This window comes from Klebsiella sp. RHBSTW-00215, assembly GCF_014103785.1.
GTDB lineage: Bacteria > Pseudomonadota > Gammaproteobacteria > Enterobacterales > Enterobacteriaceae > Klebsiella.
The window spans coordinates 3,835,858-3,860,394 of sequence record NZ_JABXQS010000001.1; the positions used below are offsets into that span (position 1 = coordinate 3,835,858).

Here is a 24,537-nt window from a genome sequence, read left to right on the forward strand (position 1 = left end):
CGTTATTGAATTAATGAAAGGCCACCTGTCTACACGGGTGGCTTTAATTCTTATCATCATGAAAGCTGAATATGTCGACATTAAATCAAACAACATCGCAGAATAATCAGCACGCGTATTGGGGCGGTATTTTTGCCATGACTCTGTGCGTCTTTGTTTTGATTGCATCGGAATTTATGCCCGTTAGCCTGCTCACCCCTATCGCCCGAGATTTGGGCGTGACGGAGGGGCTGGCAGGTCAGGGGATTGCCATCTCCGGCGCGCTGGCGGTCCTGACCAGCCTGACTATTTCGACGCTTGCCGGAAATGTGAACCGCAAATACCTGCTGATGGGGATGACGGTGCTGATGGCAATATCGGGGATTATTATCGCACTGGCCTCCAGTTATCTTGTGTATATGGCAGGCCGGGCCCTGATTGGCATTGCGATTGGTGGATTCTGGTCGATGTCAGCGGCAACGGCGATTCGCCTGGTGCCACAGCATCAGGTCGCGCGTGCACTAGGTATTTTCAATGGAGGCAATGCGCTGGCGACGGTAGTGGCAGCGCCGTTGGGGAGCTATTTGGGGGCAACCATCGGATGGCGAGGCGCTTTTTTATGCCTGGTTCCCGTAGCTGTTGTGGCCCTTATCTGGCAGTGTTTAAGTCTGCCGGGTATGAACGGCAATAAAAGCACTGCATCACGTGGATCCGTATTCCGCCTGTTCAGTCGTCCTGTTGTCTCCATTGGCATGCTAGCCTGTGGCCTGTTCTTTATGGGGCAGTTTGCCTTATTTACCTACGTGCGCCCGTTCCTGGAGACGGTGACGCGGGTCGATACCTCCGGCTTGTCCCTGATTCTGCTGGTTATCGGAGTGGCGGGTTTTATTGGCACGCTGATTGTCTCGACGTTCCTCAATGCGAAATTCTACCCCACGCTGATGGCTATTCCTGGGTTGATGGCCGTTATTGCCATCGCCCTGATTCTGACCGGACACAGTATCTGGATTGTCGCCCTGCTGTTAGGCCTCTGGGGGATGTTGGCAACCGCCGTGCCAACAGGGTGGTGGACATGGATTGCCCGCACGCTTCCCGATGATGCAGAAGCGGGAGGCGGACTGATGGTCGCGGTAATTCAGCTCTCTATTGCTCTTGGCTCAACCGCAGGTGGCATGGTGTTTGACCACCTTGGTTGGCAGAGCGCTTTTGCAATGAGTAGCATGTTGCTCCTGACCGCCGTCGTGCTGACATTTTTCACCTCACGCCAGAGAGCCAGCGCGCCTTAGTCAAATCGCCTACAACCGAACGGTAATACTCGTTCGGCTGTATCGCTATTTCTCAGAGTCAGCCCGAGTTATTCTGAAAATAAACAGCCATAGCAGGAATCGAGTGGTCAGGGAAAATAAGATAATGATGGATAAATAGCCCGCATAAAAAGCGAAGGCAGACTCATCGTAATCGAAAAAAGAAAAATCAACCTGCATCAGCAAATACGATAGATAGTCTCCGTTTAGAAAACAGTAGGCTCCGTGTAGCGCGACGATGAAAAAAATAACCGGCATGGTGACATTCGCGAAACCAGAGCTTTCAGTAATATGCATGATGCGACAGAAAAACGTCGCCAGCATTTTCCAGTGCAAGCCGATATGTATGGCGAGAATGAGCATGCCCCAGTGTACTGCCGTCATATGGGCCTTCCTGACCCATATTTGCGGATGATGAAACGGTAGGTCAGGAAGCAGGTGACGTGAGAGCATCATCCCGGAAACAAGCGCTGTCAGGATAATCACCAACGTCGCCACGTTAATGGTTCTGTTAATGAAGACCATCCCGGTAGGGAGCTTCGGCGACAGCGACCACAATCGATGCTTGTTGAGATATAAATGCAGAAAAATGGTCAGCGTAAAGAGAAGCCCCGCCCATTCATGCAATATTTCACCGTGAAGATGAAATCCCATAAGCACAAGCAGTAACAAAGCCATCAGCGCATCCAGCATGACCTGAAACAGATAGACTCTTTTCATCTTGATTAAGGTTGCGGATGGACTTGTTTAACCCATTGTTCGACTTGTTGCGGTATGTCGGGGCGTGCAATATCGCTGCGCGATATAGTGAGGGCGCGAGTGATTAATTTCGCCTGTGGCTGCATGCGGGCTATTTCGCGCAGGGAATCCGCTAACCGACTCCCTCCATGAGTGGTAAAGAGAACGATATTTTTGCCAGAAAAGTCATTTTGCTCGAAGAGGGTATAGATCACCATGGGCATGGTGTACCACCAGATAGGATAACCGACGTAAATCGTGTCGTAATTATTGAGGTCAGGAAGCGGTGTTTTTAACGCAGGTCTGGCTTTGGATTGTTGTTCCTTTTCGGCAGCACGCAGCAGCGCATCGTGCTGGCGGGGGTAGGGTTCTGCAGTTTCAATGCGGAACAGGTCGCCCTGAGTCTGCTTCTCGATGAGCTGCGCAACGTACTGAGTGCTGCCGGTCTCCGGCGTCAGCTTTTGCAATACGCTGGCACCGGAAAATCCATCCACTGCGTTAGCGGCCATCTCCTCCGGCTGAGAGAAATAGACAATCAACGTCCGGGACGGCACGGTAATATTCTCCGATGCGAAAGCGGCCGACCCCGTCAGCCCGATGACCATCATCGTCAGAAATGCGCTAATTACTGCTCTCATTATGTTTATTCCCTCAATCAGCAAACGTCAGGTACTTAACGTTATTCTGGCGTAAGCCACCTGTCGTCAGGCTGACGGTCTTCTGACAATTTTGTCAGTCGGCGCGGCTTTGTTGAATAAATCGAACTTTTGCTGAGTTGAAGGCTCAGATCACGCATCTTCCCGACAACGCAGACCGTTCCGTGGCAAAGCAAAAGTTCAAAATCACCAACTGGCCCACCTACAATAAAGCCCTCATCAACCGTGGCTCCATAACTTTCTGGCTGGATGATAAAGCTATTCAGGCCTGGTATGAGTCAGCAACACCTTCTTCACGAGGCAGACCTCAGCGCTATTCTGATCTCGCCATCACCACCGTTCTGGTCATTAAACGCGTGTTCAGGTTGACCCTGCGGGCTGCACAGGGTTTTATTGATTCCATTTTTACACTGATGAATGTTCCGTTGCGCTGCCCGGATTACACCAGTGTCAGCAAGCGCGCAAAGTCGGTTAATGTCAGTTTCAAAACGTTCACCCGGGGTGAAATCGCGCATCTGGTGATTGATTCCACCGGGCTGAAGGTCTTTGGTGAAGGCGAATGGAAAGTCAAAAAACATGGCCAGGAACGCCGTCGTATATGGCGAAAGTTGCATCTCGCCGTTGACAGTAAAACACATGAAATCATCTGCGCTGACCTGTCGCTGAACAATGTGACGGACTCAGAAGCCTTCCCGGGTCTTATCCGGCAGACTCACAGAAAAATCAGGGCAGCATCGGCAGACGGCGCTTACGACACCCGGCTCTGTCACGATGAACTGCGGCGTAAGAAAATCAGCGCGCTTATCCCACCCCGAAAAGGTGCGGGGTACTGGCCCGGTGAATATGCAGACCGTAACCGTGCAGTGGCTAATCAGCGAATGACCGGGAGTAATGCGCGGTGGAAATGGACAACAGATTACAACCGTCGCTCGATAGCGGAAACGGCGATGTACCGGGTAAAACAGCTGTTCGGGGGTTCACTGACGCTGCGTGACTACGATGGTCAGGTTGCGGAGGCTATGGCCCTGGTACGAGCGCTGAACAAAATGACGAAAGCAGGTATGCCTGAAAGCGTGCGTATTGCCTGAAAACACAACCCGCTACGGGGGAGACTTACCCGAAATCTGATTTATTCAACAAAGCCGCATTGGTCTTGAGGGTTCAATGGCGAGCTCTCAGGGCGTGGGTATCAAGGAAATGGTGCGAATTGCCAGCCAATTATCGCAGGGAAGCATAACGTTTGAGCTTTATCCCGACGCTAAGCTTGGTAACGGCCCGAAAATGATCGAAATGGTTCAGCAGGGCGAACTCGATATCTTTCTCGGCGGTGCGGGGTATTTCGCTTCACTCGACGGGCGGATCAATATTTTTGATATTCCTTATCTCTTCGAAAACGTTGAACAGGCCTACCAGATAATGGATAGCGAACTCGGGCGTGAAATGCTCGATGTGCTGGATAATAACGATCTGAAAGGATTGAGTTTTTGGGAGAACGGTATCCGTTCATTTACCAACAACGTTAAGCCCATCAATCATCCCGATGATTTTAAGGGATTGAAGATTCGCACGATGCCAGGCAATCAGGTTCATGAGGCGCTATGGCAAGGCGTCGGTATCGCTACGCTACCGCTTCCGTCAGGGGCTATCTATGCGGCGATTCAGGAAGGGAGAATCAATAGCCAGGAGCATCCGGTTTCGGTTATTTACGCACGAAAATTGTATGAAGTGCAGAACTACCTCTCGCTAACACGCCATATGTATGGCCCTCTGATTCAGGTGATGAACCACGCCAGATTCACTTCCCTTGAGAAGCAGGAACAAGATATTTTGCTCAGCGCTTCTTTGGCCGGTGCGGTGGCAACGCGCAATTTTTCTAATGAAAATGAAGCGATGTTCCTTGAAGAGATGAAGCGTGCGGGATTGCGGGTTAATGAGGTCGATGCCAAAGCGTTCAGAGAAGTGATGAAACCGGCTATCGAGCATGAGTTTATTGCGAAAAACGGTGATGAGTGGTTGAAGAAGATAAATGCTATGCTGGCAGGCAACGGTAGATAAGGACGGCAGCATCCCGCTTACCCGAAATCTTATGCGACAGGTATTTGATGCAACCAAAGATGAAGTTAGCGCTCTGGCTCACGCTGGACGAGGTTCAGGAGTTTCTCGGCGTCCGTCCGCAAACCATATATGCCTATGTGAGCCGGGGGCTCATCTCATCGCACCCGGACCCCGAGAACACGCGGCGTAGTCTGTATAGCGCGGAAAACATCCATAACCTGAAACAGAAAAAACAGCAGGGAAGAAAGCGTGAAACCCTCGCCGTTAACACCCTGTTTGGTACCGAGCCGAGTATTCCCACCGCCATCTCAACTTTTGCGAAAGGTCATTTGTACTATCGCGGAAAAAACGTCATTTCGTTCTCTGAGAGCGCAACGCTGGAGGACACGGCGCGTTTGCTGTGGAACGCTGAAATCACCAGCGGGTTTTCGGTCCCCACCCGCGATTATCCTCTCACTCCTCCTGAGCGGTCGCATGCGTTTATCGCGCTGGCCTCGGCAACGGCGTCGGGCCATTCGACTCATGCGCGAACGCTTAAGGTTCTTCATGCTGAAGCCGCGACGCTGGTGGGACACCTGGCAGCGACGTTTGGTGCGGTAAATCATCCCGAAATGTTGATTCACCAGCGTCTGGCGATGGGGTGGGGAGTGGAACAAGAGGTGGCGGACATCTTTCGCCGGGCAATGGTGCTGCTGGCCGATCATGAATTGACCAGTTCCGCGTTCTCATCGCGAATCGCGGCTTCCAACGGCGCATCGTTACCCGCCTGTCTACTTACCGGGCTGGCGACGTTTACCGGGCCATTACACGGTGATGCAACCCAGCGCGTTAAGGCGCTTTTTGATGAGGTTGAGCACTCCAGTGCCGATCGAGTGGTTAACCGCTATCTCACCTCGGCGATCCCTATCCCGGGGTTCGGGCATCATCTTTATCCCGATGGCGATCCGCGCGCAGTGGCGTTGCTGGAAGCGTTCGAGCCGCCGGAGGAGATCGCGAAATTTATTGAAAAGGTGATTACCCTAACCGGGCTGCTGCCCAATATTGATGTTGTCCTTGCTGCCCTGGTGACCCGTTATCGTCTTCTGGGCGATGCGGCGTTTGCGCTGTTTTCAATCGCCCGAAGCGTCGGTTTACTGGCGCATGCGATGGAGCAAATCAACACCGGCAAGGTGATTCGACCACGTGGACGATACGTGGGGCCTGAGTTAGAGTCAGCAAGCGATGCATCATCTTTGGCTGGTGCCGGGAAAGGGTGCCACTTTTCTCGCCAGTAAGCGGGACCATCAATTTATTTGATGCATTCTGTTAAACAAACGATATTTATTCTCACCTGGTAATGCGTAGAGTAGAGGAATTACACGGCAGAAATCGGCTTTTTCCACTTGATACGACGCTCGGCCTGCCTGTCACTCCCCTGAAAACCAGGATGAACATGTCATGAAAAAGATCGGTTTTTTGTCATTTGGTCACTGGACGCCGTCGCCGCAGTCAGCAACCCGTTCGGCTGCTGACGCGCTGCTGCAATCCATCGATCTGGCCGTTGCTGCCGAAGAGTTGGGCGCAGACGGCGCCTATTTTAGGGTGCATCACTTTGCCCGTCAGCTTGCTTCTCCTTTTCCGCTGCTGGCCGCAATAGGCGCGAAGACTAAGCGTATTGAAATCGGCACCGGCGTTATCGATATGCGCTATGAAAACCCGCTCTATATGGCCGAGGATGCGGGCGCGGCGGATCTGATCGCCGGCGGACGTTTACAGTTGGGGATCAGTCGGGGCTCCCCGGAGCAGGTCATTGATGGCTGGCGCTATTTTGGTTACGTCCCTGCTGAAGGGGAAAACGAATCTGACATGGCGCGCCGCCACACCGAAGTGCTGTTGGATGTGCTGCGTGGAGAAGGCTTTGCCAAACCCAATCCGCAGCCCATGTTTCCAAATCCGCCGGGCCTGCTGCGCCCTGAGCCTCACTCCGCAGGGCTACGTGAACGAATCTGGTGGGGGGCGGGCTCAAATGCAACCGCTGAATGGGCGGCAAAACTGGGGATGAACCTGCAAAGCTCGACGCTGAAAAACGATGAAACAGGTGAGCCGTTTCATATTCAGCAGGCAAAGCAGATCCGCGCATATCGTGAGGCCTGGGCACAGGCGGGGCATACGCATACGCCGCGAGTTTCGGTTAGTCGGAGTATTTTTGCACTGATGGACGATCGCGATCGGGCATATTTTGGCTCAAGCCGTGATACCAGCGATCAGGTCGGTTTCCTTGACGAGAAAACCCGGGCCATTTTTGGCCGCAGCTACGCCGCGGAACCGGACAAGCTGATCGAACAGCTGAAACAGGATGAAGCGATCGCCGAAGCGGATACGTTACTACTGACCGTGCCGAATCAACTGGGTGTGGATTACAACGTACATGTTATTGAATCCATTTTGAAACATGTTGCTCCGGCAATGGGCTGGCGCGACGCGTAAAGCTGAAATAAATAACGCCCCGCAGGCTTTACGTGATGTGGGGCGAAACGTTTATGGCTTAGCCCGGGGCTGTAGCTGATAGACCCACGCGGTCACGCGCTGACCATCATGGATAGTGACTTCAACGGCAATGCGATCGTAACCCTCTTCGAATTCATCCAGCATTGGCCAGTGGTCGTTAAGGTTATCGGACTGGAACAGATAGCCCTCGACCCGCGGCCCACGGCTATCAAGCACGATCCCCGGAAAATCTGCCGCCGCTCCCCAGCCACGTTCAAAAAAAGTGCCCGTTACGTAACCTGGTAGCCACTCTCCGCCAATATCTTGCAGAATATGGGCATTAACGTGACCCGGGCGTAGGGTGCCGTAGACAAATAAGCGTTCCATAAACTCTCCAACTGATAACTGAAAACCCAGGGGGCTCAAAAAGGACTGGGGGCCAAATGGCCATGGTTACAGCAATTTATATCAGATAGCGGAGCGCTTTCAGATTTTTCTCTTTAGATATTATTTACATGACTGATGATTCTGGGTATGATGCGCGCCGCTAATGAGTATTAACCCTTTCGGGAATTTACTCATTACATATAACCGCCATTAGCTCATCTGGAAGAGCGAACGACATACGTTGTAGGGAACGGGGTTCGAGGCCTCGATGGCGGCCCAATGCCGACTTAGCTCAGTAGGTAGAGCAACTGACTTGTAATCAGTAGGTCACCAGTTCGATTCCGGTAGTCGGCACCATTCATTATCCATTCTGCATAGATGCTTAGTTTTAAGCCTCTGACTATCCCGCCGTGGCTGCATAAGACAAACAGCAAAAAATCTCTATTTCAACAATTTCTGCAAAATTCACCACTACGATCTACATATTGAATTCGTATAAATCATGCGATTACTCTGTGAATAATCGTGGTTGAGAATTTACTTATTAGGATTTAGTCGCGTACTTTTCAGAAATTTCACCACTTTTTATATGGTATTATCCTTTGTTCAAGGAGTGAACGAAGGGAAAAATAATGCTGCACCGTTATGCCGTTTTCTCCAGAAAACATAATACGCTTCATATTGTTATGCTTTTTTCCATATTAATAATAAGTTTCATACATTTGAGCGTACTGCTGGAAACAGATAACACATGGCTGTTTTGGCCGATGATGATTTATCTACCCATTTTTTTTCTTTGGCGGAAAGTCTCCGTGTTACGAAGCAGGATCGCTGATTAATGTGCTGGTGGAGTTGCCTACATGAATGAAAACACAACATCAAAACCAACCTCTGAACAGAAAGTTATTCAACCTGTATTACGAAAAGTCGACCTCAATCTATTGACTATTTTTGATACCGTCATGCAGGAACAAAGCTTAACCAAAGCGGCGCAAACGCTGGGGATGTCTCAGCCTGCGGTCAGCAGCGCGGTTTCTCGGCTAAAAGTACTGTTTAAAGACGAACTGTTTGTCCGCAACGGCCGTGGGATTAAACCGACAGACCGTGCATTTCAGCTTTTCATTTCGGTGCGCCGCGCGCTGCAGCTGGTGCAAAATGAACTGCCCGATACCCTTTTTGACCCGCTGGACTGTGAACGTATTTATAATTTGTGCGTTTGTAGCCCGCTGGATAACTATCTGACCCCGCTGATATTTAATAAGATTAGTGAGATCGCGCCAAGGGTAAGTCTGTCGTTTAAATCCTCGTTGAGCCAACAGGTCACGAACCAGCTGCGCTATCAGGAAGTTGAGTTTGTTCTTGATTACAACAAGTTTAACCATCCTGAATTCACCAGCATCCCGTTGTTTAACGATGAAATGGTGCTAGTGGCCCGCCGAAATCATCCGCGCATTTCAGGACCGCTGACCGAACAGGAAATTTATCAGGAACAGCATGCCTCCGTGGCGTTGGATCGCTACGCGTCGTTCAGCCACCCCTGGTATAGCTCGGAAGAGCAGCAGGCCTGCGTTGCTTTTCACGGTAATGCGATGGTCAGCGTACTGAGCGTCGTGTCACAAACTAATATGGTCGCCATTGCCCCAGAATGGTTAGCCAGGGAATTTGAAGAACAATTTGAACTGCAACTGCTGACTTTGCCATTAGAAATGAGCAGCCGCACCTGCTATCTCTCATGGCACGAAACTGCCGGTCAGGACAGAAGCCATCGCTGGATGGCGGAATTGTTGATTAAAATTTGCCAGCGTTAAGTTTATCCGCTGCGGATTTTTCATTTATACAACCCGGTCAGATACCGGGTTTTATTTTTTTCTCCGCATCGATGGCGGTCGGACATGAAGAATCATCCTGTCCTTAAACTATCTGCATGCATCTCAAGAAAAATTTTCTGATATTTAATGATGATGACTAATTAACAGGCATCAGGAATACGCTGTTTCTGTTATCCAGGATAAATCCACGCTTTTTCAACTTCCAGGAATTCTCAGGTTTTTTTCTTCTCGAAACGTGATTTAAGTCACGTTTATATTTTAAGAGAAAACCTTCTATTTTGATGTCGTTTAACCATTCGCGAGTTATGTTTTTTATCTTGAGATATAATGAAAAATTATGTTTCAACTGTTATTGTCAAGATTTATTAATGTATTTTCAACTAAAACCACAATGTCTAAAAGACGTGAAGAGCATGGCGCTTCTGGCTATCGATGATGAGTGGGGTTATCGTCAGGATAAAGAATAAAAAATAGTGCTAATGATTACATTTAGTATTCATATGCCAGATGTAATAGAATAAACCAATAGGTTGTGGTTATTGATTGATTTCAATCCATTGCTTCTAACGATTATGAACTTCATGTTTTTTCAGTATAAATTTAATCGCAGAAAACATAAGAATATTCTCTGGCCATGGAGTGGCCATGTATTCTTATGCTCGAAAAATCAAGGAGGGATGAATGAGGTGTTATCTTATTTCTGATGATAACTATTTTCTTTTAGGGGCCGAGGAGACGCTTAGAAATAATAATATTGTTGCAGAAGCTATTAGTATCAATAATCCACCACCTTACTATCAACTTCATACGTTGAAGCACAACGATATTGTTGTTGTTGCCGTGGAGGATGTATTCGCCCGCAGACAGTTAATTGAAACGGCAATTGGGGTTCCAGGGCGGATAGTTTTTATGCCATCGTTAACTAATGTCGTTGAGACATTCCGGGAGTTGCCGTGGATTCTGCCGATGAAAACAGGGCTCCGTCGTTTTATTCAGGTTCTTGAAATGTTGATGGCTAAGCTATTGCTTCCAAAGTATGTAAATCATGAGCATTTAATGATTATGGACAGTATTTGCCGTCCTGAATTGCTGGCCAGTATTCAGTTAACGAAAAAAATGACGGTGAAAAGTTTATCTCAACGTAAACGGCGGTTACTAAAACGATATGGTTTAAGTGACTCCAATTGTTATGGCGATTTTTTATGCCGGGATATTCTGTCAATAAGAAAAAAATATTTAGATAAAAATAATAACACCAGATAACCCTTTATCTCTATGACGAGGATAAATCCATTCCTGCATGATGCGGTTATCACCGCAGCAGCAAGTGCTGGAATACGCCTGCTTAGTCAGGTCAGCATCATCACAACCTAATGAAAATGGAGTTTTTATGAAAACTAAACGCGCGTTACTCTCTATTGCATTATCTGCCTTTATTTTTTCCGCCAGCTCCATGGCGGCATCTGATAATACCATCACGTTCCTGGGGGAGGTAACCGATCAAACTTGTTCAGTCTCGGTAAATGGCGCAACAGCATCGCCTATTGTTCTGTTACCAACCGTATCGATTGCCGATCTGACGACGAACACTACCGCCGGCGCGACAACGTTTGATATCGGCGTCAGCGATTGTGCGCCTTCATCTACCGGCGTCACTATTGCTTCAGTATTTGTGGGTAATAACGTTGGACCAACGGGCAATCTGGCCAACACGATTGATGGTAGCGCTGGCGACGTAGAAATCCAGGTAATGAACCTGGATGACAGTAACCCACAGCCTATTGATTTCAGCAATGTCTTTAATGGTGCTGATGATTTATCGCTGGACCCGAATGAAACATCCGCTACCGCTACTTATACCGCGCAATATTACTCATCCGGCGCGCCTGCAGCCGGTACGGTTAAAGCATCAATGCAGTACGCTATTTCCTATCCGTAACGCTAAGCAAGGGCGGAGTCATATCCGCCCAATCTCATCTTAGGGAATGCCAGATGAATATAAATAACTATGGACTGCTTTTTTACTCTTTTATCTTTTTGTTTATTTCTGCGGGGTACGGCCTGCAGGCAAACGCCAGCGTGGTGATGAGCGGTACCCGTATTATTTATAATGCGGCAGATAAGTCCAGAGATATCCAGTTAAAAAATAGAGATGGTTTTCCTTATGTCGTAACCACATGGTTTGATAACGGCAACGTTGATGATGGTCCGGAGAAATCCGCGACGGTCCCATTTCTGGCCACTCCCCCGGTTTTTCGTATTCAGGCCAATGAAGGACAGATTATTCGTCTGGTATCAACGCAAGTACAATCACTTCCTAAGGACCGGGAATCCTTATTCTATTTTAATTTTATGCAGGTGCCGCCCTCTAACATTGGTGAGGCACAAAATGAATCATCAAAACAAAACGGTATATTGATCCTGCTACGCAACCGGGTCAAATTATTTTATCGCCCTTCAGGATTATCCGGAAACCCGCAAAAAGTACTTGAAAATATTAAGGTCGCCAGGACGACTAAAGGAAATAAAACGGGCGTCACGATAACCAATAATCAGCCTTACCATATTACTGTTGCTGCCTTGACCCCTTCTGGTACCTCAAGCATATGGCAGCGCGAAAACGACATGATTGCGCCATTTAGCCATGAAACCTTTTTCTTTTCTGGCGGGAGAATATCGGAGGCCAGCGGTATACGAATCTCATTGATTAACGACCAGGGAGCCAGAATCAGTGAACATTTCTCGTTCTGATATTCTCCGTCTCCTGAGTCACGCGTTCATACCGGGTAAGTTGAATACGCTCGCGATAGCGACGTTATTATCTCCACCTCTGCTGGCTGAATACTATTTTGATCCGGCCTTATTACAAGGGTCACGTTATGGCGCAGGCCTGGATCTGGCGCGTTTCAGCGAAGCGGGAAACGGTTTGTCAGGCGGGGAATATGTGCTGGATATCTACCTGAATGGACAACTGATTCGCGCAAAACAGCCTCTCACTGTGGGAACGGCTCCCGAGTCTGCGCGTCTTGAACCCTGTTTATCGCAGGACATTATCGCGATCAGCGCTATTCGCCTGAACCCACAGACCCGTGCTTCTGAGGCCCATTGCTTATTTTTAAGCGAACTCGGGCCCACGGTAAACTGGGAGGTCAGTCTACCAAAGCTCCGCCTGAATTTGGTCGTCCCCCAGGCCGGGCTGTATCACACGCCGCGCGGCTATATCCCCGTCTCTGAATGGGATGCGGGGGCGACGGCGCTTTATCTGCGGCACAATACCAATTTTTCGCATAGCGAAAACACACAGGCGCATTTTCGCTATAACTACCTCTGGAGCAATATTAATAGCGGATTGAATCTTGGACTCTGGCAGCTCCGCCATCAGGGGAACCTGCGCTATGTGGACAACAGCCTCTCAGGTTCACAGTATAAGTACAATCCCGTCAAAACATGGGTCCAGCGACCGCTCCCGCAGTTGAATAGTCTTATCTCTATTGGCGATAACTACACCAGTTCCAGCATGTTCGGTAGCCTGTCGTTCAATGGCATTAAGTTAGGCACCGACCAGCGTATGTGGCCGCAGGGTAAGCGTGGCTATGCGCCGGAAGTCCGCGGCGTAGCCGCCACCTCAGCTCGCGTCGTGGTGCGTCAGCAGGGAAGGGTGATTTACGAAACAACCGTATCTCCCGGCGCTTTTGTCATTAACGATCTGTTCAGCACTCGTGGTCAGGGCGACCTTAACGTTGATGTTGTCGAAGCAAACGGTCAGATTTCTACTTTTACCGTACCTTACTCAGCGGTTCCTGACTCGGTTCGCCCCGGCAACTGGAGCTACGAACTGTCAACGGGATATGTCCGTCACTACTACAACGTGGAAAATACTTTTTTCGAAGGCGTCCTGCAGCACGGTATTAATAATTATCTCACCGGCAACATTGGTGGCCGTATTGCTGACAAATATGCTGCGGGTTTATTCGGCGGCGTGGTGGCGACATCCATGGGTGCCTTCGGTCTTAACGCCGTATATTCCAATGCGCGAGTTGAGCAAGATGACCGTCAGCAGGGCTGGCGAGCTGAAGCCAGCTACAGCAAAACGTTTACTACCGGCACGAACTTATCGCTGGCTGCCTATCGCTATTCCACCAGAGGCTACCGTGATTTGCAGGATGTACTGGGGGTCAGAAAGCAGAATAAAGGTCACGATATTTACACCTCCGATACGCTTAACCAGCGCAGCAACTTTTCCGCCACTATCAGTCAGCAGATGGGGGAGTGGGGAATGCTCAATCTCAGCGGGAGCACGGCGGATTATTATCACGATACGTCAAGGCTGACCCAGCTTCAGCTTGGTTACAGCAAAAGCTGGCGCGGCGTTAGCTTTAATTTCAATGCCTCCCGCCAGCGCAGTACGCGCTCAAACCGTTATAACACCAGCGTCAACGACGCGGATTATGACGCCAGTACCCAACGTAAATACACCGAGAATGTGTTCTCCCTGGGGGTCTCCATTCCACTGGACTTTGGTTCCAGCCGCTCTCAACTAAATTTCGACATGAACCGCAGCCGCGACACGCGCTCCGCCATGGTGGGGGTAAGTGGAACCGCAGGAGAGAAAAGTACTTTCTCGTACTCAACTTACGCTGGTATCGATAGCCATGATAATGACGGTGGCAGCACCACTTTCGGCGGCAACGTCGAACGGCGAACATCCTTTGGTGCTTTGCGCGCGTCGGCATCGAAAGGAGACGGGTACCGGCAGTATGGAATAGGTACCTCCGGAACCGTGGTACTGCATAGCGGCGGCGTGACCGCAGGTCCTTATACCAGCGAAACATTTGCACTAGTCGAGGCATCCGGTGCCAGAGGCGCCGTTGTGCGCAACGGTCAGGGGGCGACAGTGGATCGCTTTGGCTACGCGCTGCTGCCTTCCGTGACGCCATATCGTTACAACAGTGTCAGCCTGGAGAGCCAGGAGATGAATGCCGATGCTGAGCTTCAGGGCGGCAGTCAGCGCGTGGCTCCTTACGCCGGGGCTATCGCACACGTGAAGTTCGATACCATCAGCGGCAAGCCGGCCCTTATCAATACTTCCCTGAAAAATGGTGAGCTGCCGCCGATGGGAGCGGACGTGATGAACAGCGACGGCGATGTTATCGGCATGGTCGGTCAGGGAGGACAAATTTATGCCCGGCTGGCACCGCTATCCGGGATGCTTGTTGTGAAGTGGGGTGAAAACAAAGGCCAGCAGTGCCGGGTACGTTACCAACTGCCGGGGCAGGCGGATATGCTGCTCTATCAACTGACGCTGCCCTGCCATCAGGAGTAATTGAGAATGATGAAATATGCACTGATTATTTCCAGCGCTCTGCTGGCGACGACGTCAACGAGAGCAGCCTGTGTGAAAGTCACTAGTGTTAATGCGCTTTCTCAGCAAGCCGTTGATGCAGGCTATACCGCCGCCAGCTGGATTGGCGTAGGCGATACTGATGTTCAGGGCAATTTGGGGCTACCGGGTATTATCTCGCTTAGTAAAGGCAGCGGATTTCAGCCGGAAGGGACGCTATTGGGCAGCTCTATTTCCAGTTTTGTCCCCAATGGACGAACCGCAGGCATCAGCGCAAACCAAATTATGTTTCGTTGCGATATCTCCGATATTGGCGCGGTATACGAGTATTACGCCACGAATGGCGACGATCCCTGGGGAGGCAATGTTGCGGTACCGGGGATAGAAGGCGCCTATTACACCTACGTCAAGAACGTCGGCGTCAGGCTGACTAATTTAAAAACGGGAGAATACTATTCGCGTTACTGGAAAAGCCGCGTTATCCCCGAAAACGAAATGTATAACGACGGGACCTACATTTATATTCCGGCCAGCGCGTTTAGCGACGTCCAGATAGAGCTATTTAAGGTTGATGCTGCCGCGAGAGGGGCCGATGGATCCAATCGTTACGGCTATATCTACCCCGGGCCTGCGGGTTACATCGCTTTTCACGGTGGAGGGATGAGCCCTGCCCTGTATGACAACGCGGATAGCGCTTCAATCTATAGTGGCTGGTCTGGCGGCTCCGCCTCCCATTGGCCTGGCGGCTGGTCGCTTACTAAGCAGACGATGTTCACCAGAGGCGCGGCATGTCGGATCAGCGATTATCCCGCCACTGTCGCAATTCCTACGATGAGTATCGCCGAGCTCAACAATAATGGCCGCAGCCAGGCGGCGTTCAACGTCAGCGTCGAGTGTGAGAATGGCGCAGTCTCCGGAACTCAGACCTCTACAGCTACGGCAGCGTATGTGGCTATGGGATTTATGATTAATAACGCTACCGCAGCCAGAGCCGCGAACGAGCTAGGGCTAACGACGGGGGCAGGGGCCTATACCTGGCTGCTGGACAATAACTACGGAACCAACGGCGTTGCATCCGGCGTCGGAATTCGTATTTACAGTGACAAATTAGCTGGTCAGCCGTTGAACCTTTTACCCGCTCTTAGTGCGATAGGCACGGGGCACGATGGCGGCTGGTACGGGTATCAGGAGCTAACCGACTCAATCTCTTCTGACACCACTGATTTGTACTCGGGAAATTTTACCGCCTCTTTGGAAGCCATAACTAATGAAACAGTCACTTCAGGATCCGTTTATGCACAGCTTCAAGTGGTGGTCAGTTTTCAGTAGCGGGTCTGCAATAGGTACGTTGCTGTTGTTGCTTCTGATGAACGGACAACCCGCGTTGGCCGTTGTCAATACCGAGGTCACCCGGGTGATATTCAATGCCGGGGAGAGCAGCGCTTCTCTGGCGTTAGCCAACACCGAGAAGCACCCCACGCTGGTGCAGGTCTGGGCAGATAACGGGAATTTGCAGGCTTCGCCTGACAGCAACAGCACGCCAATCGTTGTGCTACCGCCTGTTTTCAGAATGCGCCCCGCAGAGATCCGTTCGCTGAAATTACTGCTCGTCGACCGGGAAAAACTTGCCCAGGATCGCGAAGCGCTGTTCTGGTTGAATATCTACCAGATCCCGCCAATGAACGATGGCGAGCGGCACCAAACGCATAAAGTTGTACTGCCGCTGCGTATCCGCATGAAAGTCTTTGTGCGTCCGCAGGGGGTGGGTTCGCTAAAGGAAAAAGAGGGTGAGCGATTGTCCTTTGCTTTTCACTCATCAGCCCGGCAATTAACGATTGATAACCCGACGCCGTGGCATATGACGATTGGAAAACTACAATGCGCTGGCTATCGAAGTGGGGTAATAATGGTCGCGCCTAAAACCCGAACCCCAATAACTCTGCAGGGGGCGGGCGGTGACTGCCGCACCGTCAGCTATGAATTGCTTAATGATGATGGCAACCCTTGGGAATATCGCGAGCGTATTGTTGACTCTCTATTTTGAGATTGAATGTCGAATATAGCCTATTATTATCCAGCGGGGCTGATGCCTGAACCAAGAGACGATGCGGATGTACAGAAAAATGAAGTGCGCAATGGCGACTGCCGCTTTGTTTGCCTCGGCGACGCTCGTGCAGGCGGATGAAATCAATCTCTATTCAGTTAATACCGGCTCATGGATTTATCATTTGTCGAACAACCACGGGCAGTACACTGAAGGTTTTGATAACCAGTTTGCCTCCGTTGAGCGCAAGTTCTCTGAGGACTCAAAGTACAGCCTGCTGGCCGGGACGATGAAAAACAGCTTTGACGACCGCTGCATTGCGCTTGGCGTGCGCCGCGACTGGGTATCCTTCGGCAACGGTTGGGTATTTAAGGGCATTTACGGCTACGTGGGTGAATTCTTCTTCGATGCTTTTGAGCACTGCGGTGACCATGGTTCTTATAAGGATTTTAAAGATGCCACCGGGATTGGTTTTTCTCCCTATATTTATCATGGTTTTCAGTACAACTTTACCGATTACTTTGGCATTGAAACCGGGATTATTATCCCGTCCGTTTTTGTCGTCAGCATACAGTGGAGTTTTCGCTAATTAAGCGTGTATTCTGTATCACGCCATTGCGATGATGATCATGTTTTTAATTAATGGCTGTAAAAAGTTAAGTCATCTTAAGGTTATTTTAATGTTCATTATTTCCATTCTTTTTTAAAAGAATTTTCCCACCCTCAAGTATCCGCATTCAGTATATTTCACTCTTTTTATTAGATAGTAATTGTTTTCATTATCATTAACATTTCACTGTGTTTTAATCCTTTCCGCCGGCTGGTTAGTTTAATTTGCCCACATATACTAAGAGCCTACCCCATTAGGCTACTTTATTTGCCATTTTGGCCCTGGGCAGTGCTCACAATCCTCACGTACTACGTGTACGCTCCGGTTGTTCCGCGCTGTCCGTGTCCAAACTGACTACAACAATTACGCCTACTGGGATAGGCTCTAAGGATTAGCTTATGCGTTTTCGCTTATCGTTTTATTGCACCGCTGCGTTGCTTGCTTCTTCTGCATTTCTTGCCCCGCAGGTTATGGCTGCTGACAGCAGCGAGGGAATTGTCGTCTATAACGCGCAGCATGAAAATCTGGTTAAGTCATGGGTGGATGGCTTTACTAAAGAGACGGGAATTAAAGTGACGCTGCGTAACGGCGGCGATAGCGAGCTGGGGAATCAGCTGGTGCAGGAGGGGTCTGCCTCCCCGGCGGATGTCTTCCTGACGGAAAACTCTCCGGCGATGGTGCTGGTGGATAACGCGAAGCTGTTTGCAGCGCTGGCGCCTGAAACTCTCAAGCAGGTTGCGCCGGAATATCGCCCTGAACATGGACGCTGGATTGGCATTGCCGCCCGCAGTACCGTATTCGTCTATAACCCGGCAAAAATCAGTGAAGCGCAGCTGCCAAAATCGCTGATGGATCTGGCGCAGCCGGAGTGGAAAGGCCGCTGGGGCGCTTCGCCATCGGGCGCAGATTTCCAGGCTATCGTCAGTGCGATGTTGGCGCTGAAGGGGGAGCAGGCTACGCTCGAATGGCTCAAAGCGATGAAAACCAATTTCGTGGCCTACAAAGGCAACAGCACGGTGATGAAGGCGGTGAATGCCGGTCAGATTGATGGCGGCGTTATCTACCATTACTACCGCTTTGTCGATCAGGCGAAAACCGGCGAGAACAGCAACAACACCCGTCTCTACTACTTTAAAAACCAGGACCCGGGCGCTTTTGTCAGCATTTCCGGCGGTGGCGTTCTGGCTTCCAGCAAACATCAGGAACAGGCGCAGGCCTTTATCAAGTGGATAACCGGCAAGCAGGGCCAGGAAGAGCTGCGTACCAACAACGCCTTTGAATATGCCGTGGGCGTTAACGCCGCATCCAACACAAAATTGACGCCGCTGAAAGACCTGGATGCGCCGAAGGTTGAGCCGTCTTCACTGAACAGCAAAAAAGTGGTCGATTTGATGACCCAGGCTGGCCTGCTGTAATCGCCAGATAAAGTGAATACGCCATGTCTTCTCTGAGTTTCGCGCTCGGGAAAAAAGCACAACGCCTGCCCGAGCGCAGGCGTCCTGCCTTTCCGATGATCGCTTTAGCTATTCTGTTTTCCCTGATGGCGCTGCTGCCGCTGGGATTTGTCGTTGCCGTAGGCATTGAAACCGGTTGGCAGACTATCAAAACGCTGGTATTTCGCCCGCGCGTCGGTGAGCTGCTGAGTAATACCCTGTGGCTTATTGCGCTGACGCTACCGCTTTGCATTGCGCTGGGCGTTGCTCTGGCCTGGTTCACGGAGCGGACCTTGCTGGCCGGGCGGCGAGTCTGGTCGGTGCTGTCGGTTGCGCCGCTGGCGATCCCGGCCTTCGTGCAAAGCTACGCCTGGGTCAGCGCGGTGCCCTCATTGCACGGTCTTTCCGCCGGGGTGTTCCTTTCGCTGCTGGCCTATTACCCGTTTATCTATATGCCGGTTGCCGCGGTATTGCGCCGTCTGGATCCCACGCTGGAAGATGTCGCCGCCTCATTAGGCTCGCCGCCGTGGCGCGTCTTTTTCCGCGTGGTTTTGCCGCAGCTCAGGCTGGCGATATGCGGCGGCGCGCTGCTGGTGGCGCTGCACCTGCTGGCGGAGTACGGCCTGTTTGCGATGGTCCGCTTTGATACCTTCACGACCGCTATTTACGACCAGTTCCAGTCGACCTTCAGCGGCCCGGCGGCGAATATGCTGGCCGGGGTGCTGGCGCTCTGCTGTCTGGCCATTCTACTGCTGGAAGGGGCATCGCGGGGCAAAGCGCGCTATGCCAGAATTGGGTCAGGAGCCGCGCGCGAACAAAAACGCTGGCGGCTGAGCCTGCGGGTGGCGATCCCTCTACAGCTCGCGCTGCTGGCGCTGGTTATTCTGGCGCTGGGCGTTCCGCTGATGGTGCTCTGCCGCTGGCTATGGCTGGGCGGAATGGCGAGCTGGATGAACGCCGACCTTTGGCACTCTCTGCGGCAAACGCTATTTCTTGGCGCGGTGGGCGCTCTCCTCACCACCGCCTGCGCGGTCCCCATCGCCTGGCTGGGCGTTCGCTACCCGCAGCGTCTTTTTCGCCTGCTGGAGGGGTGTAACTACGTGACCAGCTCTCTGCCCGGCATCGTTACGGCGCTGGCGCTGGTGACGGTCACCATTCACTACGCGCGACCCATCTATCAAACTGAAGTCACGCTGTTCCTGGCATACCTGCTGATGTTTATGCCCAGAGCGCTTATCAACCTGCGCGCCGGGATCGCTCAGGCCCCGGTCGAGCTGGAAAACGTCGCCCGCAGTTTAGGCCGCAGCCCCGGTCGGGCGCTGTGGAGCGTGACGATGCGCCTGGCGGCGCCGGGCGCGGCGGCGGGGGCGGCGCTGGTATTCCTCGGTATCACTAATGAACTGACCGCCACGCTGCTGCTTTCTCCGCTCGGTACCCGCACGCTCTCAACCGGCTTCTGGGCCTTAACCAGCGAGATTGATTATGTCGCCGCCGCGCCTTACGCGATGCTGATGATTCTGCTGTCGCTGCCGCTGACCGGTATTCTCTATGTACAGTCGAAAAAAATCGCAGGCCTGTAAAATGCTCGAACTCTCCTCAATCTCAAAATCTTTTGCCGGTACGCGCGTGCTCGATGGCCTGAATCTGACGGTGGCCGCAGGCAGCCGGACGGCGATTGTCGGCCCCTCCGGCTCCGGTAAAACTACGCTGCTGCGGATCCTCGCGGGCTTCGAAACCCCGGACAGCGGGCGCATCGTGTTGCAGGGGCGAACGCTGTTTACGCAGGGGACATTTATCCCGGCCCACCTGCGTGGGGTGGGCTTTGTTCCGCAGGAAGGCGCGCTGTTCCCCCATCTTAACGTTGCGGACAATATTGCCTGGGGTCTGGACGGCAGTCGTCAGGAGAAATACCTGCGGGTGGCGGCGCTGATGGATATGGTGTCGCTGGATAGCCAGCTATCGAACCACTGGCCGCATGAAATCTCCGGCGGTCAGCAGCAGCGCGTCGCTCTGGCGCGCGCGCTGGCCCAGCGGCCCGCGCTGATGCTGCTGGATGAACCTTTCTCGGCCCTCGATACCGGGCTGCGTGCGACCACGCGTAAAGCCACGGCGGACCTCCTGGAACAGGCTGGGGTCGCATCGATCCTGGTGACCCACGATCAGAACGAGGCGCTCTCCTTTGCCAGCCAGGTTGCGGTGATGCGTCAGGGGCGTTTTGCTCAGGTCGGGACACCGTTTGAGGTCTACAGCCATCCCGTTGATGAAGAGACCGCGCTATTTCTCGGCGATGCGCTGATGCTGCCTGCCGAGCTTCGCGGCGGACGCGCGAGCTGCGCGATTGGCGAAGTATTCACCGACAATCCTGATGCCGTCGGACAGGGGCGGGTGATGCTGCGCCCGGAACAATTAGTTATTTCCTCCTGCCCGGCAGATAAAAAGCCTCTGACCATCCGCGACGTCGATTTTACCGGCCACCTGTCAACGTTAACCCTGACGATTCCCGGTCAACATGAACCGCTGATCGTCAAAACCGTCAGCCAGCACGGCTGGAGAGTGGGGGCGGCGGTGCGAATCGACGTCGTGGGCAAGGCGCGAGTCTTTGTTGGTTAACGTCGCAAAGTCATAAATCAATGCACAGATTTGCCGACCGACTGCGCGAGCAGCACAGGGCAATCTGCTGCGCGCTGGCGGATTTCTCCGCCTCCGACTGCACGGTGTCGCGATGATCGACAACCCCGTCGATGACCGGCGTCAGGCAGGCACCGCAAATCCCCATTTCACAGGAGAGCGGGACGGCGACGCCGTTCTCCTGGAGTACCTGAGCAATGGTTTTATCCGGGGGTACCGGCCACTGTTCGCCCGATGATGCCAGCGTCACGTTAAAGGTTTCTCCCTCCTGAGCACCGGCTGGCATTACGATGGGCTGAAAGGCTTCGCTATGGATCAGAGCTTCGGTCCAGCCTTTTTCCCGCGCCACCCGACGCGCGGTGGCCATAAAACCCTCTGGCCCGCAGAGATATATCGGATGCCCGTTATGCGCATCCTTCAGCGCTGCGGCCAAGTTGTGCCGGGCGCTATCCTCTTCGCAAGAGCTATGAATCACCACGCTTTCTGCGCTGAACCGCTGCTGCAGCTCGCGTACAAACGCCCCCTGTTGGCGGTTTTTCAGATAATAATGCAGCGTAAACGGTACGCCCTCTGCGCCCAGCCTGAGCGCCATCGCATACAGTGGCGTAATCCCAATCCCGGCGGCCAGCAGCGTCACCCGTTCCGCCGCGTGTAAATGAAACAGGTTTCGCGGGTAGGAAATCAGCAGCGTCTGGCCGGGACGCAGTTGCTGATGAATATAGCGCGAGCCGCCGCGGGATGTTTTCTCCAGCGCTACGCAAATCAGGTATCCGTCATCGGGACTTTCAGGGCCGGTAAGCGAATACTGGCGGATAATCCCGCAGGGCAGATGTACATCAATATGCGCGCCGGGCTGCCAGCCGGGGAGCGGTTGACCGTTCTGCGCTACCAGCCTGACGGCGAGGCTTTGACTCCCCTGACGCCAGAGACCGTCAACGATAACCTCTATTATATCGCTCATGATGATTCTCCACTCAGACGAGGAAAAAGTCGCCGAAGCCCATTTTCTTCAGCCCGCGCCGATAGGCGATAGAGCTGCGATCGGCGGGGATATGCGCTTCGAGGGTTAAATCCAGCGGTAATCTTTCCGGGCGCTGGGTCTCCACCATCAGGCGATCTTCCTCAAAGACGCGCAGGTTAAACGCGTGGACATCTTCCACCGGCACGTGAAGGTCGAAATTGCGTGCGATGGGTGCGAACATCCGGGTTATCCGCGAGGAAACCGGTGAGGCGGCGTTCATAATTACCAGCCTGGCGTCACCGGGGAAATGAATCGTCAGGGTGGCGGTAAACGGCAGATGCATCTCGTAACGGCGCAGCCACTGGAAGCCTTCCGGCGCGCGAAATTCGGAGCTGGCGGGATAGTTGCCGACCGAACTCCAGTAATCGGCGATAAAACCAAACGCCGTTTCCTGCGGATTGTAGTTCGGTACCACCTGATTATCCGGGTCGGCGAAGGTATCGGTATGGATCCACGCAAAATGGGCGACATCAAGAAAGCCCTCTACCTGGCGGCCCGCAAAGCCGTTGACTTCAAATGCCGGACAGTTAATTTGCTGGAAGCCGTCGTCGTGCCAGTGCGGCATCACCGGCAGCGGCAGGGGATTTTCCGGGTCGAAGGCCAGGCAGGTCCAGATCAGACCATAGCGCTCCTCCACCGCAAAAGAGGTGAGGTTAAGCTTTGCCGGTACCGGCTGGTCAGGACTGGAAGGGATGCGGTTGCAGCGGCCATCTTCGCCGAAGCGCAGGCCATGGTAAGGGCAGACGATCCCTTCCTCATCATGAAAACCGAGCGTCAGCGGCACGCCGCGATGGGGGCAGACGTCGCGAGCGACCACCACCTGGCCCTTAATTCGATAGATAACCAGCTGCTCATCAAGCAGGACGGCTTTCACCGGCGCGGGGCCGATATCGCAGGCGCGGGCGACCGGGTGCCAGCATTTTGCCAGGCGCAGCCAGTCTTCAGGCTCAAAGGTGCAATGGGCGGGTGGGGTGGGTTGTTGTCTGTTCATGGCTTCTCTTCCTGCTCACAAAAACATTTGTTTAATTGTTGTGGGTTTATTGTTGCCATATTAGGGTGTTGACATCCATCGCCATTAATTCAGTTAGCTGTTGCAAAAAAGAGAACAGGTACCCATGAGCCCATTTTCGCGTTTTGCTCTCTATTTTGCCGAAGTAGCCCGCAGCGGCAGCCTGCGGCGGGCGGCGGAAAAACTGCATATTTCCGCCTCGGCGATTAACCGGCAAATTTTGCAGGCGGAAGAAGCCTTCGGCACGCCGCTGTTTGAGCGCCTGCCGGAAGGGCTGCGCATGACCACCGCCGGAGAGTTGCTGTACAACGACCTGTTGCGCTGGCAAAAGGAGTTTCATCTGACGCGGCAGAAGTTTGATGAGCTGCAGGGGCTGAAGCGCGGTACCGTTAGCGTTGGTATGGTGCAGGCGCTGGCGGAAGGGTGCTTTGCCGCCGCGCTGGCGGAGATCATCGCCAGCTGGCAGTGGCTGGAGCTGAATTTGCAGGTAGCGGATAGCCACACCGTCAGTCAGAAAGTGCGGCAAGCGGATCTCGATTTCGGCCTGATTCTGGACCCCGAAGGCCAGGCCGGGCTAAGCGTGCTGGCCTTTGCAGAGCTGGAGATGGGCGTGGTGATGCGCCCGGATCGTCCCCAGGCGCATGCTGCGATGCTCTCATTGGGTGAGCTAAGCGAGGAGCGGCATATTCTTCCCGGCGCGCCGCTGATCGTTCATGAGCGGGTTGCGATGCTCTATCGGCATTATGATTTTTCCCCGGCGAACAGCATCAGCTGCAACGATATCCGGCTGATTAAGTCGCTGGTGCTCAAAGGCAGCGGCGTGACCATCCTCAGCCGCCTGGACGTGCTGGATGAGGTAAAAAGCGGGCTGTTGGCGTTTGTCCCGCTACGCAACAAGCTGCTGAGACCGTTGACTCTGGCCCTGTGCACGGCCCCTTCACGCCAGCTTTCCCGCCCGGCGCAAATGGCGATTCAGAAACTCACTGCGGTGATGGAGGAGATGCAAATTCCGTCCTCTGCGAACGAGTAGCCCGGCC

Annotated in this window: 22 protein-coding genes and 1 tRNA gene; 18 read left to right on the forward strand and 5 right to left on the reverse strand. The window is 52.6% G+C overall.

Features of this window, described 5'->3' with window-relative positions; all coding sequences use genetic code 11:
• Positions 1–137: 137 nt before the first annotated feature.
• A complete protein-coding gene (locus tag HV127_RS18155) occupies positions 138–1,265 on the forward strand; it encodes an MFS transporter (protein WP_182240716.1) in 1,128 nt (375 codons plus the stop codon).
• A 45-nt stretch (positions 1,266–1,310) separates the two neighbouring features.
• Here the strand turns inward: HV127_RS18155 and HV127_RS18160 are convergent, their stop codons facing one another.
• On the reverse strand, positions 1,311–1,961 hold the full coding sequence (locus HV127_RS18160; RefSeq protein WP_182240718.1) for a DUF4405 domain-containing protein: 651 nt from the start codon (positions 1,959–1,961) through the stop codon (positions 1,311–1,313).
• Between the two features lie 47 nt (positions 1,962–2,008).
• Positions 2,009–2,659, reverse strand: coding sequence for a flavodoxin (locus HV127_RS18165; protein ID WP_182237708.1), 651 nt, complete (start codon positions 2,657–2,659; stop codon positions 2,009–2,011).
• 137 nt (positions 2,660–2,796) lie between these two features.
• Between HV127_RS18165 and HV127_RS18170 the strand changes: the two genes are divergently transcribed.
• The 4 genes from HV127_RS18170 (at position 2,797) to HV127_RS18185 (ending at position 7,198) form a co-directional block, all read left to right on the forward strand.
• Positions 2,797–3,765: an IS5 family transposase gene (locus HV127_RS18170; protein ID WP_182237710.1), complete on the forward strand. Its 969-nt coding sequence runs from the start codon at positions 2,797–2,799 to the stop codon at positions 3,763–3,765.
• A 76-nt stretch (positions 3,766–3,841) separates the two neighbouring features.
• On the forward strand, positions 3,842–4,732 hold the full coding sequence (locus tag HV127_RS18175) for a DctP family TRAP transporter solute-binding subunit (protein ID WP_182237712.1): 891 nt from the start codon (positions 3,842–3,844) through the stop codon (positions 4,730–4,732).
• 59 nt (positions 4,733–4,791) lie between these two features.
• Positions 4,792–6,006, forward strand: coding sequence for a citrate synthase family protein (locus tag HV127_RS18180; protein WP_182237715.1), 1,215 nt, complete (start codon positions 4,792–4,794; stop codon positions 6,004–6,006).
• A 163-nt stretch (positions 6,007–6,169) separates the two neighbouring features.
• A complete protein-coding gene (locus HV127_RS18185) occupies positions 6,170–7,198 on the forward strand; it encodes an LLM class flavin-dependent oxidoreductase (RefSeq protein WP_182237717.1) in 1,029 nt (342 codons plus the stop codon).
• Positions 7,199–7,249: 51 nt separating this feature from the next.
• Here the strand turns inward: HV127_RS18185 and HV127_RS18190 are convergent, their stop codons facing one another.
• Positions 7,250–7,585: a gamma-glutamylcyclotransferase family protein gene (locus HV127_RS18190; protein WP_182237719.1), complete on the reverse strand. Its 336-nt coding sequence runs from the start codon at positions 7,583–7,585 to the stop codon at positions 7,250–7,252.
• A gap of 281 nt (positions 7,586–7,866) precedes the next feature.
• On the opposite strand from HV127_RS18190, the gene HV127_RS18195 reads away from it, so the two are divergent.
• The 12 genes from HV127_RS18195 to HV127_RS18250 all read left to right on the forward strand — a co-directional run bounded on the left by HV127_RS18195 (position 7,867) and on the right by HV127_RS18250 (position 21,452).
• Positions 7,867–7,942, forward strand: a tRNA-Thr gene (locus HV127_RS18195).
• 503 nt (positions 7,943–8,445) lie between these two features.
• Complete coding sequence (gene leuO, locus HV127_RS18200; RefSeq protein WP_182237720.1) at positions 8,446–9,393, forward strand: transcriptional regulator LeuO; 948 nt, start codon at positions 8,446–8,448, stop codon at positions 9,391–9,393.
• Between the two features lie 702 nt (positions 9,394–10,095).
• Positions 10,096–10,677 (forward strand): hypothetical protein, encoded by a 582-nt coding sequence (locus tag HV127_RS18205; RefSeq protein WP_182237721.1) that lies wholly within the window; start codon positions 10,096–10,098, stop codon positions 10,675–10,677.
• 127 nt (positions 10,678–10,804) lie between these two features.
• Complete coding sequence (locus tag HV127_RS18210; RefSeq protein ID WP_182237722.1) at positions 10,805–11,353, forward strand: fimbrial protein; 549 nt, start codon at positions 10,805–10,807, stop codon at positions 11,351–11,353.
• Between the two features lie 53 nt (positions 11,354–11,406).
• A complete protein-coding gene (locus tag HV127_RS18215) occupies positions 11,407–12,165 on the forward strand; it encodes a fimbria/pilus periplasmic chaperone (protein WP_182237723.1) in 759 nt (252 codons plus the stop codon).
• Positions 12,146–14,737 carry a fimbrial outer membrane usher protein gene (locus HV127_RS18220; protein ID WP_228727475.1) on the forward strand — a complete coding sequence of 864 codons (2,592 nt, stop codon included), beginning with the start codon at positions 12,146–12,148 and terminating at the stop codon, positions 14,735–14,737. The genes HV127_RS18215 and HV127_RS18220 overlap by 20 nt, the downstream gene beginning before the upstream one ends.
• A gap of 6 nt (positions 14,738–14,743) precedes the next feature.
• Positions 14,744–16,084: a fimbrial usher protein StbD gene (stbD, locus tag HV127_RS18225; protein ID WP_182237724.1), complete on the forward strand. Its 1,341-nt coding sequence runs from the start codon at positions 14,744–14,746 to the stop codon at positions 16,082–16,084.
• Positions 16,050–16,799, forward strand: coding sequence for a fimbria/pilus periplasmic chaperone (locus tag HV127_RS18230; protein ID WP_182237725.1), 750 nt, complete (start codon positions 16,050–16,052; stop codon positions 16,797–16,799). Before stbD ends, HV127_RS18230 begins: the two co-directional genes overlap by 35 nt.
• A 91-nt stretch (positions 16,800–16,890) precedes the next feature.
• Positions 16,891–17,388 (forward strand): hypothetical protein, encoded by a 498-nt coding sequence (locus HV127_RS18235; RefSeq protein ID WP_182237726.1) that lies wholly within the window; start codon positions 16,891–16,893, stop codon positions 17,386–17,388.
• 419 nt (positions 17,389–17,807) lie between these two features.
• Positions 17,808–18,824, forward strand: a complete 1,017-nt coding sequence (locus tag HV127_RS18240) for an iron ABC transporter substrate-binding protein (protein WP_182237727.1) — start codon at positions 17,808–17,810, stop codon at positions 18,822–18,824.
• Positions 18,825–18,847: 23 nt separating this feature from the next.
• Positions 18,848–20,422 carry an iron ABC transporter permease gene (locus tag HV127_RS18245; protein WP_182237728.1) on the forward strand — a complete coding sequence of 525 codons (1,575 nt, stop codon included), beginning with the start codon at positions 18,848–18,850 and terminating at the stop codon, positions 20,420–20,422.
• Between the two features lies 1 nt (position 20,423).
• Positions 20,424–21,452: an ABC transporter ATP-binding protein gene (locus tag HV127_RS18250; RefSeq protein ID WP_182240723.1), complete on the forward strand. Its 1,029-nt coding sequence runs from the start codon at positions 20,424–20,426 to the stop codon at positions 21,450–21,452.
• A gap of 10 nt (positions 21,453–21,462) precedes the next feature.
• On the opposite strand, the gene HV127_RS18255 is transcribed toward HV127_RS18250, so the two are convergent.
• Together HV127_RS18255 and hpxD are read right to left on the reverse strand one after the other, a co-directional pair.
• Complete coding sequence (locus tag HV127_RS18255; protein WP_182237730.1) at positions 21,463–22,431, reverse strand: PDR/VanB family oxidoreductase; 969 nt, start codon at positions 22,429–22,431, stop codon at positions 21,463–21,465.
• A 13-nt stretch (positions 22,432–22,444) separates the two neighbouring features.
• Positions 22,445–23,482 (reverse strand): molybdenum cofactor-independent xanthine hydroxylase subunit HpxD, encoded by a 1,038-nt coding sequence (gene hpxD, locus HV127_RS18260; RefSeq protein ID WP_182237731.1) that lies wholly within the window; start codon positions 23,480–23,482, stop codon positions 22,445–22,447.
• Between the two features lie 124 nt (positions 23,483–23,606).
• On the opposite strand from hpxD, the gene hpxR reads away from it, so the two are divergent.
• Positions 23,607–24,530: a LysR family hpxDE operon transcriptional regulator HpxR gene (gene hpxR / locus HV127_RS18265; RefSeq protein ID WP_182237733.1), complete on the forward strand. Its 924-nt coding sequence runs from the start codon at positions 23,607–23,609 to the stop codon at positions 24,528–24,530.
• Positions 24,531–24,537: the final 7 nt, after the last annotated feature.